The following is a 14,746-nucleotide window of genomic DNA, read 5'->3' on the forward strand; positions in this document are numbered from 1 at the left end:
GGTATTCTATGCGTAAAAACAAAACGTATCACCGGAAAAAGACGGTTCTTCTGTGGGTACTCTGCATGGGAATGATGGTCGGACTTGCCGGGCGGCTGGTGTATCTGTGTGTGTTCCGGTCCGTCTATTATTCCGAGAAGGCGGATGATCTGCACGAGCGGGAGCGCGGGATCAAGGCGGCGCGCGGCCGGATTCTTGATGCAAACGGGGAAGTTCTCGCGGCAAACCGCACGGTCTGTACGATTTCCGTGATCCACAGCCAGATTGAGGAGCCGGAGGCGGTGATTGCGATGCTGGTAAAAGAGCTTGGAATTTCGGAGGAGACGGCGCGGAAACGCGTGGAGAAGCGGTCTTCAATCGAGCGTGTCAAGACGAATGTGGACAAGGAGACGGGTGATACCATCCGGTCGTACGGATACGCGGGGGTAAAAGTGGATGAGGATTTCAAGCGGTATTACCCCAAAGGGAAGCTGGCGTCGCGCGTTATCGGCTTCACCGGAGGCGATAATCAGGGCATCATCGGACTGGAGGTGGAATATGAGGAAATTTTAAAAGGAATCAACGGAAAAATCCTGACGACAACGGATGCGCGCGGGATTGAGCAGAACGGCATCGGGGAGAGCCGCCAGGAGCCGGTGGCGGGAAGGGACTTAAAGGTCAGCCTGGATGTCAATATCCAGGCGTACTGCCAGCAGGCAGCGGAAAAGGCGATGGCAGAAAAACAGGCGGACAGCGTCTCGATTCTTCTTATGAATCCGCAGAACGGAGAAATCTATGCCTGTGTCAATGTGCCGGAGTTCGACCTCAACGATCCGTTCACGCTGCAGCAGGATACAACGGGACTTTCGGAAAAAGAAATTCAGGATCTGCTGAACCAGATGTGGCGGAATGCCTGCATCAACGATACGTACGAGCCGGGATCTACCTTTAAGATCATCACGATGTCGGCGGGACTTTCGGAGGGCGTTGTGTCGCCGAACGATTCGTTTTTCTGTCCCGGCTACAAAATCGTGGAGGACCGCCGGATCCACTGCCACAAGCGGACGGGACACGGAGCCGAAAACTTCGTGCAGGGCGCGCAGAACTCGTGCAACCCGGTGTTCATTGAAGTGGGGCTGCGGCTCGGTGTGGAAAAGTTCTGTGATTACTTCCGGAATTTCGGTCTGATGGAAAAGACGGGGATCGATCTGCCGGGCGAGGCATCGACGATTATGCACAAGGAGGAAAACATCGGAGAGGTTGAGCTTGCGACGATGGCATTCGGCCAGTCCTTCCAGATCACGCCGATCCGCCTGGCGGCGACGGTCTCTGCGCTCGTCAACGGTGGAAAAATGGTGACGCCGCATGTCGCAACGGATGTGCTTGATGAAGAAGGAAATGTCGTAAAGCATCTGAAATTTCCGGAAAAAGAAGGGGTTCTTTCGGAAGAAACTTCCAGGACGGTGCGCGAAATTCTGGAAAGCGTCGTTTCAGAAGGGTCTGGAAAGAATGCGTACCTCGAGGGATATTCCATCGGCGGAAAGACGGCAACCTCGCAGACACTTCCGCGGAGCGCCAACCGCTATATTTCCTCATTCCTCGGCTTCACCCCGGCGGAGCATCCGACGGTGCTGGGGCTTTGCATTATCCGCAATCCGCAGGGCGTCTACTACGGCGGAACGATCTGCGCGCCGGTGATCCGCGATATCTTTTCCAATGTACTTCCGTATCTCGGTATTGGACACAATTCTTAGGAAACCTGAGAATTGTGTCCTTCGCAGCCCTCATTTAAAGTTTTGCTTCGCAAAAGGAGGGCTGCTCACACCTGAATCACTTTCTTACGCAGCGAAACAGCAAGTGTTTCACTGCTGAGCGAACCGTAACTTGGATTATAAAAGAAGGTTGCGAAACAGAACAAAAAGCTATATACTGAATAGGCTGGAGAAAATATTTTGACATGCCTGTTCCGTACACAATCCGTACAAAAAGGAAGAGGTGCGTCTATGAAAAGAGAAATGATCCTGCCGGTTCTTCTTTCCTTTGGCATCAGCCTGGCGCTGGGGCCGGTTCTGATCCCGTTTCTGCGAAAAGTCAAAGCGGGGCAGAAGGAGCGGGAAGAGGGTGTGCCGAGCCACCAGAAAAAAGCGGGAACCCCGACGATGGGCGGCGTGATGTTTCTGGCGGCGTTTACCGCAGTTTCCCTCCTTTTCCGGAAAGAGGGAGCGGAAGTGGTTCCGGTGCTGTTTCTGACGCTTGGTTTTGGCCTGATCGGCTTTCTCGATGACTATCTGAAAGTCGTGCTGCACCGCAGCGACGGGCTGTACCCGAAGCAGAAAATGGCACTGCAGGCAGTGATTACAGCAGTCTTTCTGTGGTATTTGGCGCGTTTTTCCGGAATTTCCCTTCGGATGCGCATTCCGTTCCTTCCAGGCAAAGAGCTGGACGCAGGGATTTTTACGATTCCGTTTCTCGCCTTTGTGATTCTTGGAACGGTCAACGGTGTCAACTTTACCGACGGCCTTGACGGGCTGGCGGCGAGTGTGACGATTTTAAATGCTGTTTTCTTTTCCGTGGCATCAATCGGCCTCGGAAACGGTGTTTCCCCGTCCCCGCTTGCGGTTATCGGGAGTCTGCTGGGGTTTCTGATATTCAATGTATTTCCTGCCCGCGTCTTTATGGGCGATACCGGAAGTCTGGCACTCGGCGGTTTCGTCTCGGGAATGGCGTGTTTCTTACGTCTCCCCTTATTTCTGCCGCTTGTGGGATTCATTTATATGATGGAGATTCTCTCTGTGATCCTGCAGGTGTCATTCTTCAAACTGACGAAGGGAAAACGGATCTTCAAGATGACGCCGATCCATCACCATTTCGAGCTGATGGGCTGGTCGGAGACACAGATTGTGACGGTGTTTGCTACAATCACAGCGATATTATGCCTGATCGCATTGATGGGGCTTTAAAATATGGAGGTAATCAAACATGATTTTCGCAGGAAAAAAAGTACTGGTTTTCGGAACCGGAAAGAGTGGAATTGCAGCGGAGGAGCTGCTGCACAAGAAAGGTGCTTCTGTCGTTCTTTACGATGGAAATGACAAACTCGAAAAAGAAGAAATCTTAAAAAAATTAGAGAGCCGTGACAGCGTGGAAGTTGTCTTAGGCGAGCTCCCGGAGGAGATGCTCGACAGCCTTGATCTTGTCGTTTTAAGCCCGGGCGTTCCGACGGATCTGCCGATTGTCCTTAAAATGAAAGAAAAAGAGATCCCGGTCATCGGTGAAGTGGAGCTGGCGTATCAGGTAAGCCGCGGAAAAGTGCTTGCGATTACCGGTACCAACGGAAAGACTACCACAACATCACTGCTCGGCGAGATCATGAAAGCATATCAGCCGGAAGTAAAAGTGGTCGGAAACATCGGAACCCCGTACACATCCGCAGCACTCGACACGACAGATGATACCGTAACGGTTGCCGAGATCAGCAGCTTCCAGCTGGAAACCATCAAAGAGTTCCATCCGGCGGCAAGTGCGATCACAAACATTACCGAGGATCATCTGAACCGCCATCACACGATGGAAGAGTATATCCGCGTGAAAGAGTGTATCACCGAAAATCAGACGATGGATGATCTCTGTGTGCTGAATTATGAGGACGAAATCCTGCGCCCGTTCGGCGAAAAACTGATGACAGAGAAGAAAGTACAGGTGATGTACTTCTCGAGTCTGCGTGCGTTAAAGGACGGCATCTATTATCAGGACGGCGAAATCCGCATTGCAAAGAACGGCGAGACGGAGCTTCTGACCAGAACCGACGACTTAAAACTGCTCGGCCTACATAATTTTGAAAACGTCATGGTTGCTTCTGCGATGGCACTTCATGCAGGCGTGCCGATGGAAACTGTCCGCAAAGTCATTCAGGAGTTTGCAGGGGTAGAGCACCGCATCGAGTATGTCTGCGAGAAGGACGGCGTGGCATATTACAACGATTCCAAGGGAACGAATCCGGATGCGGCCATCAAAGGCATCCAGGCGATGAACCGCCCGACTCTGCTGATCGGCGGCGGCTACGACAAGCAGTCCACCTACGAAGAGTGGATTCAGGCATTCGATGGAAAGGTACGCTTCCTGGTTTTGATCGGAGATACGAAAGAGAAGATCGCAAAAGCGGCAAGAAGCGTCGGATTCAACGACATTATCATGGCAGACAACTTAAAAGAAGCCGTACAGATCTGCCACGACAAGGCAAATGCAGGGGATGCGGTTCTTCTTTCCCCGGCCTGCGCAAGCTGGGATCAGTTTAAGAGCTACGAGCAGCGCGGTGAGCTGTTTAAGGAGTACGTAAGAGCACTGTAAAAACGTCATATCAGGAAACTATCCCGCATAAGCTGAAAAAGAGCGAACGGCGGGTGTGGCGCGGATGCGGAAGGAAAAAGAGAAAAAAATAGATGGGACGCTGCTGGTGACGGTATGGATTCTGCTTGGCCTTGGCCTTGTGATTCTGTACAGCGCCAGCGCGTATAACGGCCGGGTCAGATTCCATGACCCGGCTTATTATTTCAAGAAGCAGCTCTTTGCAAGTGCGCTCGGTGTGATCGGTATGTATGCGGTTGCAAAAATAGATTACCGGCGGCTGTTTGCACTGGCACCGTGGTTTTATGCGGCTTCCCTTGCGCTCTCGACGGCGGTGCTCTTTTTCGGAAGTGAGTACAACGGCTCGAAGCGGTGGTTAAAGCTTGGCCCCTTATCGTTCCAGCCCTCGGAATTTGCCAAGATGGCGGTGATTCTCTTCCTGCCCTGGGTGATGGAGCACACGAAAGGCCGGTCCGACAGTCTCTGGTTTATGACAAAGGCGGTGCTGTGCACCCTGCCGATTGCAGCGCTTGTCGGAAGCAATAACTTAAGTACGGCGATTATTTTGCTCGGAATCTGTGCGTTTCTGATCTTTATTTCACATCCGGGCTACCTGCCGTTTCTCGGAATCGGAGGCGCCGGCATCGGGTTTATTGCCGTTTTTCTGATGATGGAGAGCTACCGCCTCGAACGCCTTGCCATCTGGCGCAACCCGGAGGCGTACGAGAAGGGGTTCCAGACCATTCAGGGACTCTATGCGATCGGCAGCGGGAGAATCTTTGGCTGTGGGCTTGGAAAAGGCCTGCAGAAGCTTGGCTTTGTGCCGGAAGCGCAGAATGATATGATCTTTTCGATTATCTGTGAGGAGGGCGGACTGTTCGGCGCCTGCCTGGTGATCGCCGTGTTTGCGGTGCTGATCTGGCGCTTGATGGTCATTTCGATCCATGCGCGGGATCTTGGCGGAGCACTGATTGCGGGCGGAATTATGGGGCATATTGCGCTTCAGGTGATCCTGAACATCGCGGTTGTGACAAATACGATTCCGAATACCGGCATTACGCTGCCTTTTATCAGTTACGGCGGCACCTCCGTGCTGTTTCTGCTCGGCGAGATGGGGCTTGCCCTGTCGGTCTCGAGGGACACCGATTAAAAAGGCGGAAAAGCGCTGCAGAACGGGAACAAAACGGGAGTGTAATGCATACCGTAAAAAGAGAGGCCGGATGGGAGAGAACAGGTGGGAGTATATCAGATTCTCGGCGGAAGGCGGCTTTGCGGAACGGTAACAGTCCAGGGTTCCAAAAATGCCGTTCTTCCCATGATCGCGGCGGCGGTTCTGACAAAAGAGGAGGTCGTGCTGGAAGGCTGCCCGAAGATTTCCGATGTGGAGGATATGGCGGAGATTGTAAGAAGCCTTGGCGGAACAGTCTGGTGGGAGAGGAATGCGCTCCACATGAACTGTGAAAAGATCGAAAAAAGCCGTGTGGAGGGAGCGCTTTCGAAGAGACTGCGCGCCTCTCTTTTGTTTCTGGGAAGTCTTCTTGCAAGGACAGGGGAGGCATACTTTGCAGGGGCCGGCGGCTGCCGGATCGGAAAGCGGCCGACGGACCTGCATCAGAGGGCAATGGAGCTTCTGGGAGCCGAGGTCTTCGAGGAGGACGGCACCATTCGGGCAAAGGCAGATCATCCGAAAGGAGCCGTGCTCTGCTTTCCGAAAAAGAGTGTCGGGGCGACGGAAAATGCGGTTCTTTTTGCTGTCGGAGCGGAAGGTGCAACAAGGCTGGAGCACTGTGCGCGGGAGCCGGAAGTGGTTCATCTCTGCCGGTTTCTTAAGGCCATGGGAGCGGAGATTACCGGCGAGGGGACGGAGCAGATTACCGTTTACGGAAGGCAGGGAAAGAGACTGCTGTCCGGCTGCCGGTATCGTGTTCCGGGTGACCGGATCGCGGCAGGGACGTATCTTCTGATGGGCGCGGCGACGCGGGGGCACCTGACGCTTTCCGGCGCGCCGCTGGACGAAATGGGGGCGGTTCTGTCCCTCTATCAGAAAATAGGTGGACAATATACAAGGAAGAGTGGTACACTGGTAGCAGACAGCAAAAACGTGCAGCATGCTGTTCCGTACGTGGAGACAGAGGAATATCCCGGTTTTCCGACGGATCTGCAGTCGCTGTATCTGGCGGCAGCGATGACGCTGGAAGGAAAGAGCTGTATCTGTGAAAATGTATTTGAGGACCGCCTCCGGACGGCAGAGGAGCTGCAGAAAATGGGCGGTACGCTGCAGATCTGCGGAAAATGGCTGACGGCCGAAAAAAGCCGTCTGCACGGTGCAGAAGTTGTTTCCCAGGATCTTCGGGGCGGCGCGGCACTCGTATCGGCGGCGCTTGCCGCAGAAGGATTTTCCACAATCCGGCAGACAGAACTGATTGAGCGGGGGTATGAACGGTTTCCAGAAACGCTCCGGGAACTCGGAGCCAAGATTATCGTAGAAAAAGAAATATGAGACAGAAAAAAAACAGAAAAAAGAAGAAAAACAGAAAAATACGGATTCTGACCGGGGTGGTGCTTGGCGTCGGCCTTGCAGGTGCCTTGTTTTTTAATGTGTTCAAAATCCGCAATATCCAGGTGGCGGGGAACACCCGGTATACAAAAGATGAAATCAAAGAGATGGTCGCGGACGACAAGTGGATGAAAAACACGGTGCTTCTTACGACGTTTCATTCGAAGGTTGATATGAGCGATATTCCTTTTATGAACTCCGTGGAGTTTACGTTTGTAAGCTATGACACCATCTGCATCCAGGTAAATGAGAAAAAAGTGGTCGGTTATGTCGAGTACGAAGGCCAGAAGGTCTATTTTGACAAGAACGGCATCGTGCTGGAGTGCGTGGACGAGGAGCAGGAAACACCTGCGGAGGGTGAGCCTTCCGACGGAACCGCCTCCGATGGAACGAGTGCGGATGGATCCCTTACGAGTGAGTCGCTTGCATCCGAAAGCGTATCATCCGATGGCACAGCATCCGAAAGCAGTACGTCCGACGGTGCGCTCTCGGCGGATACGATTAAAAGTGCACGTGTGACAACGACAGACTTTCAGCCGACCCTTTCCGATGTTCCGCTTGTAACAGGACTTACGTTTGACTATGTGACCGTGAACAAGCAGCTCCCGGTTGAAAAACCGGCAGTTTTCCGCACCATGCTCGCACTTACGAGAATGACGGAGAAATACAATATCACGCCGGACAGTGTGGAATTTAATGAGAACAGCGAAATTATTCTGCATTACTATGATACCGTGCGGATTCTGCTTGGAACCGATACGGCGTTAGAAGAAAAGATGACGCGCGTAGCAGCAATCCTGCCGAGCCTTTCCGGTCTTTCCGGAGAACTCCATATGGAGGATTACAAGGACGGCGACAGCAGCTTTGTCTTCTCGAAAGATGTATAAGAGGAAAGGAAAGCCGTCAAAAAAACGCAATAATCCTGAATTTTTTATGAAATACGAAAAAAACAGTTGATTATTTTCCGAAGAAATTATATTATATCTTTATGTATGACCATCAGAATATCAGACTATTTTGAGATAGACAGCAGTTCATAATCAAAAGGAGGAAGTTGAAATTGTTAGAGATCATGACAAATGAGGCAGAATCATCTGCAAAGATTATCGTAATCGGTGTAGGTGGTGCAGGAAATAATGCTGTAAATAGAATGGTGGAGGAATCCATCGGCGGCGTTGAATTCGTTGGAATCAACACCGATAAACAGGCGCTGACCCTCTGTAAGGCACCTACCATTCTCCAGATCGGCGAGAAGCTGACCAAGGGACTGGGCGCAGGAGCAAAACCTGAGGTTGGAGAGAAAGCAGCCGAGGAGAGCATCGAAGAGCTCAAACAGATCATGGAAGGCGCTGATATGGTATTCGTCACCTGCGGTATGGGCGGCGGAACCGGAACAGGTGCAGCACCGGTTGTAGCAGGCGTTGCAAAAGAAATGGGCATTCTGACTGTCGGCGTTGTAACAAAACCGTTCAAATTCGAGGCAAGAACCCGTATGAGCAATGCGCTGATGGGAATCGAAAAACTCGAGGAAAACGTAGATACCCTGATCGTGATCCCGAACGACAAACTTCTTGAAATCGTAGACCGCCGGACAACCATGCCGGAGGCATTAAAGAAAGCAGACGAGGTTCTGCAGCAGGCCGTACAGGGCATCACAGACCTGATCAACCTGCCGGCACTCATCAACCTCGACTTCGCAGATGTTCAGACCGTTATGACCGACAAGGGTATCGCCCACATCGGTATCGGCGAGGCAAAGGGCGACGACAAAGCGCTCGAGGCTGTACAGCAGGCTGTTTCCAGTCCGCTGCTTGAGACCACCATCGAGGGTGCAAGCCACGTTATCATCAACATTTCCGGAGATATCTCCCTTATGGATGCAAATGATGCTGCAAGTTACGTACAGAATCTGGCTGGAGAGGATGCAAACATCATCTTCGGTGCTATGTATGATGATTCTGTTACCGATACAGCGAAGATCACCGTTATCGCAACAGGCCTCAACGATGCAACGGCGAAACAGGCAAGCGTATCCCGCAAAGAGCCGGCAGATGCAAGAAAGAGCGCATTTTCCAGCAGCAGCTTCTCTGCACAGGCAGCCGCTCCGGTACACACTGCTCCGAAAGCTTCCGCTCCGGTACAGCCGCAGCCACAGGTTCAGGTGCAGCCGCAGGTACAGGCTCAGCAGACCATGACAAGCAATGTTCCGAAAAAGGACATCCAGATCCCGGATTTCTTAAGAAACCGCAGATAAGCAAAGAATAATAAGCAAATAACGAATTTACCTCGACACGCCGCAGACCGAAAATGTTGCGGCGTGTCGAAGTTTGTTGATCAAAAAAGAAGGTCATTCTTCCGAAAACGACAAAAAATTCACCCCCTTCCGTCTATAATAGGGTCTGTTAGAAATTCAGACCATGCAAAAGGCGCAGGGGGTGTTTTTTTGCACTATGAGATCTTTCTGGATCTTCTCTTTGCAGAGAATCTTCTGCTGAATTATACTATTCTGCGCCTTTCCTCCTTTCTTCTGAAACGATCTGCCACGCGAAGAAGGAGTTTTGCGGCAGCCGCGCTCGGCGCCGGTTATGCGGTGCTGTATGCCGTGTTTGCACGGTATCTGCCGGGTGCGCTGCTCGCCCTGGTCGGAATCGGAATTACAACAGGGATGGTGAAATCTGGCTGCAGAATCACGACAGTACGGGATCTTGTGGTGGGAATGGCAGGCTATATACTGTCCGGTTTTCTGATCGGCAGTGCATACCGCCTGTTCCGGGAGCTGATGCCGGGAAGGGGAATTTTTCTTTTTCTTCTTTCCGGGAGTGCCGCATATGCGGGAACACTCCTCCTGCTGAAGATCCGAAAGGAGATGCTCCTGGAACACGCCAGGCAGGTTACGGTACAGCTTGTGCAGAATGGGAAATGGAAAAAAGTAAAAGGACTGTACGACACGGGCAATACTTTGCGGGATGCCACAACCAAAAAGCCGGTCTCGGTCGTACCGTACACTGTGATACTCGAATTGTTCCCGGACGAAATGCGGACAGGGATTGCGGCGCTTGCAAGGCACGAGACGGTGCCGGAGCCGGAACGGCTTCTTGCGCTGCAGCCCCGTTACATACCGTTTCGCGGACTGGAAGGCCGGGGCTTTCTGCCGGTGATCCGGATCTCGGAAATGATTCTTGTGACAGAACATACAGCCAGGCACATAAGCGGACCGCTGATTGCGCTTGGCGGAGAAAATAGTTCATCTCCCAGGGGCTATGAAATAATTTTGCATCCAGATCTCATGGAAGGACAGGAGGAATGAAGTATGCTGCAGGCTGCACTGCCAAACGGATTCCGGCTTCGTATGCTGCCGCGGTCCGTGCCGGCTGTATTTCGTCAGACAGGAGAAATTTTTTATGTCGGGGGCACAGATGTTCTCCCGGCGCCTTTGGAAGGACAGGAGGAGGCCGATGCGATTGCGGGGCTTTCCGATCCGGAAAACGAGACGGCAAGGAGCGAGCTGATCGAACACAACCTGCGTCTCGTCGTCTACATTGCACAGAAATTTGATAATACAGGAGTTGGTGTGGAGGATCTGATTTCGATTGGAACCATCGGCCTCATCAAGGCAATTAACACGTTCAATCCGGAAAAAAAGATCAAGCTTGCCACGTACGCGTCCCGGTGCATTGAGAACGAGATTCTGATGTATCTGCGGAGAAATAACAAGACACGGATGGAGGTCTCGATCGATGAGCCGCTCAATGTAGACTGGGATGGAAATGAGCTTCTTTTGTCGGATATCCTCGGAACGGAGGAGGATGTGATCTATCAGGGGCTCGAGCAGGAGGCGGAACACCGCGTGCTGGGAAGCGCAATCAGCAAGCTCTCTGAGCGGGAGCAGGTGATCGTGAAACTCCGGTTTGGCATCAATATGCCAGAGGGGCGGGAGAAAACGCAGAAAGAAGTCGCGGATCTTCTTGGAATTTCACAGTCGTATATTTCGCGGCTGGAAAAACGGATTATGAAACGGCTGCGGAAAGAGATTGCGCGGTATGAATAGAGCATAAAAATGCCCTGCCCGGAGGAAAAACCATTGTTTTGGTCCCGGGCAGGACATGATTTGCTGCTTGTCTTAAGAAATGATCGTTTTATCGTGTTTCAAAACGGCATACGCTGCAGGCGTGCGGAGCAAGAGAAGCAGAAAAACCGCCGTTTAAAGAAAGTGCTTTACCGCTCCAGAGTTCTTTCGCCGCAACAGACTCCAGTGGGCAGTCTGCATCGGCAAGTGTGGAAGAAACCGTCTGCGGTGCATCCGAAAGATTAAAAAGTGCAACGTAGGTTGTTCCGGTTGTGTCATCCTTTGCATACCACACAGCTTCATTGTCTGTACGCGTGATCTGATGCGGACGAACGGACGGAGGCAGCATCGCGAGAATATCCGTGTTCGTAAGAAGTGCCAGTGTATCGTCATCGAGAAGCGTCATTTCGGCACCGAGCATCAGTGGAGAGCCGAAGAGACACCAGAGTGTCATCATCGTTTTCTGCTCATCCGGGGTAAAATACGTATGATGTTCTGTAGCAAAACCTTTTCCGAGTTCGCCAAGCGGCAGCATATCACAGTCCGGATAACAGCCGGCAGAGACGTGGCTCTGCCAGAGCTCGCAATGCTGGAACATATCCTTTAACTGTGCCCAGTTGTCCCAGAAATCATCGGTGATGCGCCAGAGATTCGCGTGCTTTTCATAGAACCATGCTTTCTCTATGAGCGCAGGTCCCGGAGACAGAGAGAGGACGATCGGCCGTCCGCATTTTTGGATGGCATTCGAGAGCATCTCGATCTCATGCGCAGCTGCAAACGGATTTTTGTGCATGTTGGTATTACAGATATCATCGCATTTAATGTAATCAACACCCCAGGAAGCGTAGAGCTCCAGCAGGGAATCATAGTAAAGCTGTCCTTCCGGAAGATCGCGTACACCGTACATATCCGGATTCCAGCCGCAGATGACCGTAGGATCGACAACGTGTTCAGCACCAAGAGAACTGTTCTTGATCTTTCCGTGATGATGTGCAGCGATTCGCGGAATACCGCGCATGATGTGAATTCCGAATTTCAGCCCCAGACTGTGTACATAGTCGGCAAGTGGTTTAAAGCCGGAACCGTCTGCAGAAGATGGAAAACGTTCGGGATCCGGCAGCAGACGGGAGTATTCGTCCATTTCCAGTTCAGAGAATGGAATATACTGATACCGGTCGCGCATGGAACCGGCCTTTTTTGCATACCACTGGATATCCACTACAATATACTCCCAGCCATATGCTTTTAAGTGCTTTGCCATATAGTCGGCATTTGCCTTTACCGCAGCCTCGTCCACGGTTGTATCATAGTAATCGTAGCTGTTCCAGCCCATCGGTGGGGTTGGTGCACATGTATTTTTGTTTGTCAGATGCATAAGAAAAAACTCCTTTCTAAAGCAATGCTTGTTTTTTTCTGATAAGAAAAGTATAATAAAGGACATAGTGCAAAACAAGAAGACAAACCGGATAAAAGAGGTAATTTTTTGATGGAAGATCTGATCGGAGTATATGGAATCCTGGATCTGGATCACTGGCCGAACGCTCCGTTTTTGCTGCTGGACGGCGGGGTGGAAAAGAGATGGAAGGAACCGTATGCATTTCATAATACAGACCGCGGAACATATTCCGGATGGCTGATGCAGTATACGCTTTCGGGAACAGGATGGTTTGAAAAAAACGGAAAAACGTATGAAATGCGTCCCGGGAGAGGATTTTTGTGTCAGATTCCGGAGAATAGCAGATATTATCTGCATCCGGAATCCGAAGAACCATGGATTTTTCTGTATTTTCATTTTCGTGGAAGTGCAGTGTCCTATGCGGCAGAACGACTGTTTGAAAAAACAGGAGATGTTTTTTATGCGGATGCAGATAGCGAGCCAATTCGGACTGCACTGCAGATGCATCGAAAACTGAAAAACGGTTACCGGTCGGAACCGTATGAATGCGGTGTGTTTTTGTATCAGTTTTTTTGTTCTCTTCTGCGGGAGGTACAGCGTCCGGAGCGGAAGCAGACACATTTTTTTGTTCGGGAAGCGATACGGCAGATGGATACCGACTGCGCATCTGTGCAGGGGATTGAACAGCTGGCAGAACAGAGCCGGGTTTCCTTTGCCCATTTTACGAGATGCTTCCGGGAGGAAACAGGCGTTTCTCCCATGCAGTATCTTCAGGAAGCGAGAATTCGCAAAGCGATGACGCTGCTCTTGAATACCGGAAAGAGTGTGGAAGAGATTGCAGCAGAAACCGGATTTTCCAGTGGAAACTATTTTGGAAAAGTATTCCGTCACCATATGGGAATCTCGCCGTCGGCATACCGGAAAGAACGGCAGAACGGTGCTGTCTGAAGTCTTGGTTTTGTACGAAGATGTACTTGCGGAGAAATTCCGGGAGTATGGAAGAAAAAAGGGAGGAACAAAAAGAAATGGAACGAGAAACATTCCAATCGCGCCTTGGCTTTCTTCTGCTTTCGGCAGGATGTGCCATCGGCATCGGAAATGTATGGAAATTTCCGTATATGGTAGGAAACAACGGAGGCGGCATTTTCGTGCTGTTTTACCTGCTGTTCCTTGCCATCATGGGAGTTCCGATTCTGTCGATGGAGCTTGCCATCGGAAGAGGAAGCAAAAAGAGTACCGTGCGCGCGTATGGGGAACTGGAAAAGAAAGGGCAGAAGTGGCATATCCACGGATACGTTGCCCTCATCGGAAACTATCTGCTGATGATGTTCTACACCGTCGTTGCAGGCTGGATGCTGTACTATTTCTACAGCTTTTTAATCGGAAAATTCAGCGGCCTGACAGGCGACGCCGTAACCGGAAAATTCAACGAGATGCTTTCATCTCCGTCGATTCTTGTCATTACCATGCTGATTATTACAATTGCAGGCTTTCTGATCTGTTCGGTGGGTCTGCAGAACGGCGTGGAGCGTGTTACAAAGGTGATGATGATCGTGTTGATGGTCATCATGATTTTCCTTGCGGTTTACAGCTTTACGATGCCGGGTGCCAAAGAGGGACTGAAATTCTATCTGGTGCCGGATATGCAGCAGATCGAACAGGTGGGACTGTTCCACATTATCACAAACGCGATGAGCCAGGCATTTTTTACGCTGAGCCTTGGTATCGGCGCGATGCTGATTTTCGGCAGCTACTTAAACGGCGGAAAATCCCTGCTCGGCGAGGCAGTCAGCATTGCAGCGCTCGATACGTTTGTAGCGATTACCGCAGGCCTCATCATTTTCCCGGCGTGCTTCTCCTACAACGTACAGCCGGACAGCGGCCCGAAGCTGATCTTTATGACGCTGCCGCACATTTTCACCTCGATGAAGGGCGGACGGATTTTCGGAAGCTTCTTCTTCCTGTTCCTGTTCTTTGCGGCGCTGTCTACCATCATCGCTGTATTTGAGAATATCATGTGCTGTTTTTCTGAGATTTTCGGCGTTTCCAGAAAACAGTCAGCCATCATCAACTGCATTCTGGTGATCTTAGGATCCCTGCCGTGTGCACTCGGCTACAATGTGTGGTCCGGATTCCAGCCGCTCGGCGCAGGAAGCACCGTTCTTGATCTTGAGGACTTTATCGTCAGCAACCTTCTGCTGCCGGTCGGCTCTCTGATTTACCTTCTGTTCTGTACTTCAAAATGGGGCTGGGGCTTCAAAAACTACCAGGCAGAGGCAAATAAGGGCGGGGGCCTGAAAGTGCCGGACTGGGTACGGGTTTATCTTTCTTATATTCTGCCGTTGCTGCTTCTGGTATTAATTGTCCAGGGACTGATCGGATAAGACAGGAACAAAAAGGTCAA

The 14,746-nt window shown here is 51.3% G+C and carries 12 protein-coding genes; 11 read left to right on the plus strand and 1 reads right to left on the minus strand.

From position 1 onward, the window contains the following. Positions 1–8 precede the first annotated feature (8 nt). The 9 genes from DWX00_RS02680 (at position 9) to sigE (ending at position 10,928) form a co-directional block, all read left to right on the plus strand. On the plus strand, positions 9–1,733 hold the full coding sequence (locus DWX00_RS02680) for a peptidoglycan D,D-transpeptidase FtsI family protein (protein WP_117760485.1): 1,725 nt from the start codon (positions 9–11) through the stop codon (positions 1,731–1,733). 249 nt (positions 1,734–1,982) lie between these two features. Continuing rightward, a complete protein-coding gene (mraY, locus tag DWX00_RS02685; RefSeq protein WP_118594627.1) occupies positions 1,983–2,939 on the plus strand; it encodes a phospho-N-acetylmuramoyl-pentapeptide-transferase in 957 nt (318 codons plus the stop codon). A 19-nt stretch (positions 2,940–2,958) separates the two neighbouring features. Continuing rightward, on the plus strand, positions 2,959–4,326 hold the full coding sequence (gene murD, locus DWX00_RS02690; protein WP_117814329.1) for a UDP-N-acetylmuramoyl-L-alanine--D-glutamate ligase: 1,368 nt from the start codon (positions 2,959–2,961) through the stop codon (positions 4,324–4,326). 64 nt (positions 4,327–4,390) lie between these two features. Continuing rightward, positions 4,391–5,473, plus strand: a complete 1,083-nt coding sequence (locus tag DWX00_RS02695) for an FtsW/RodA/SpoVE family cell cycle protein (RefSeq protein WP_117509641.1) — start codon at positions 4,391–4,393, stop codon at positions 5,471–5,473. 84 nt (positions 5,474–5,557) lie between these two features. Then, on the plus strand, positions 5,558–6,823 hold the full coding sequence (gene murA / locus DWX00_RS02700; protein WP_118594628.1) for a UDP-N-acetylglucosamine 1-carboxyvinyltransferase: 1,266 nt from the start codon (positions 5,558–5,560) through the stop codon (positions 6,821–6,823). Further along, positions 6,820–7,767: a cell division protein FtsQ/DivIB gene (locus tag DWX00_RS02705; protein ID WP_117760483.1), complete on the plus strand. Its 948-nt coding sequence runs from the start codon at positions 6,820–6,822 to the stop codon at positions 7,765–7,767. The genes murA and DWX00_RS02705 overlap by 4 nt, the downstream gene beginning before the upstream one ends. A 185-nt stretch (positions 7,768–7,952) precedes the next feature. Continuing rightward, complete coding sequence (gene ftsZ / locus DWX00_RS02710) at positions 7,953–9,134, plus strand: cell division protein FtsZ (protein WP_055219889.1); 1,182 nt, start codon at positions 7,953–7,955, stop codon at positions 9,132–9,134. A gap of 189 nt (positions 9,135–9,323) precedes the next feature. Then, positions 9,324–10,187 (plus strand): sigma-E processing peptidase SpoIIGA, encoded by an 864-nt coding sequence (locus DWX00_RS02715; protein ID WP_158554986.1) that lies wholly within the window; start codon positions 9,324–9,326, stop codon positions 10,185–10,187. A 3-nt stretch (positions 10,188–10,190) separates the two neighbouring features. After that, on the plus strand, positions 10,191–10,928 hold the full coding sequence (sigE, locus tag DWX00_RS02720) for an RNA polymerase sporulation sigma factor SigE (RefSeq protein ID WP_118594629.1): 738 nt from the start codon (positions 10,191–10,193) through the stop codon (positions 10,926–10,928). Between the two features lie 88 nt (positions 10,929–11,016). Here sigE and DWX00_RS02725 read toward each other — a convergent pair whose 3' ends face one another. Continuing rightward, positions 11,017–12,321: a glycoside hydrolase family 27 protein gene (locus tag DWX00_RS02725; RefSeq protein WP_117509637.1), complete on the minus strand. Its 1,305-nt coding sequence runs from the start codon at positions 12,319–12,321 to the stop codon at positions 11,017–11,019. Between the two features lie 111 nt (positions 12,322–12,432). Between DWX00_RS02725 and DWX00_RS02730 the strand changes: the two genes are divergently transcribed. Together DWX00_RS02730 and DWX00_RS02735 are read left to right on the plus strand one after the other, a co-directional pair. Beyond that, on the plus strand, positions 12,433–13,290 hold the full coding sequence (locus tag DWX00_RS02730; protein WP_117509636.1) for an AraC family transcriptional regulator: 858 nt from the start codon (positions 12,433–12,435) through the stop codon (positions 13,288–13,290). A gap of 77 nt (positions 13,291–13,367) precedes the next feature. Beyond that, a complete protein-coding gene (locus tag DWX00_RS02735) occupies positions 13,368–14,726 on the plus strand; it encodes a sodium-dependent transporter (RefSeq protein WP_055226948.1) in 1,359 nt (452 codons plus the stop codon). The last annotated feature ends 20 nt before the right edge of the window (positions 14,727–14,746 follow it).

Source organism: Blautia sp. AF17-9LB (assembly GCF_003479185.1).
In the GTDB taxonomy this organism is placed as follows: domain Bacteria; phylum Bacillota; class Clostridia; order Lachnospirales; family Lachnospiraceae; genus Fusicatenibacter; species Fusicatenibacter saccharivorans.

Excerpts from the sequence above, each read along its gene's own strand:
- DWX00_RS02680 (WP_117760485.1), top strand. The coding sequence starts at position 9 with ATGCGTAAAAACAAAACGTATCACCGGAAAAAGACGGTTCTTCTGTGG.
- mraY (WP_118594627.1), top strand. The coding sequence starts at position 1,983 with ATGAAAAGAGAAATGATCCTGCCGGTTCTTCTTTCCTTTGGCATCAGC.
- murD (WP_117814329.1), top strand. The coding sequence starts at position 2,959 with ATGATTTTCGCAGGAAAAAAAGTACTGGTTTTCGGAACCGGAAAGAGT.
- DWX00_RS02695 (WP_117509641.1), top strand. The coding sequence starts at position 4,391 with ATGCGGAAGGAAAAAGAGAAAAAAATAGATGGGACGCTGCTGGTGACG.
- DWX00_RS02705 (WP_117760483.1), top strand. The coding sequence starts at position 6,820 with ATGAGACAGAAAAAAAACAGAAAAAAGAAGAAAAACAGAAAAATACGG.
- ftsZ (WP_055219889.1), top strand. The coding sequence starts at position 7,953 with ATGACAAATGAGGCAGAATCATCTGCAAAGATTATCGTAATCGGTGTA.
- sigE (WP_118594629.1), top strand. The coding sequence starts at position 10,191 with ATGCTGCAGGCTGCACTGCCAAACGGATTCCGGCTTCGTATGCTGCCG.
- DWX00_RS02725 (WP_117509637.1), bottom strand. The coding sequence starts at position 12,321 with ATGCATCTGACAAACAAAAATACATGTGCACCAACCCCACCGATGGGC.
- DWX00_RS02730 (WP_117509636.1), top strand. The coding sequence starts at position 12,433 with ATGGAAGATCTGATCGGAGTATATGGAATCCTGGATCTGGATCACTGG.
- DWX00_RS02735 (WP_055226948.1), top strand. The coding sequence starts at position 13,368 with ATGGAACGAGAAACATTCCAATCGCGCCTTGGCTTTCTTCTGCTTTCG.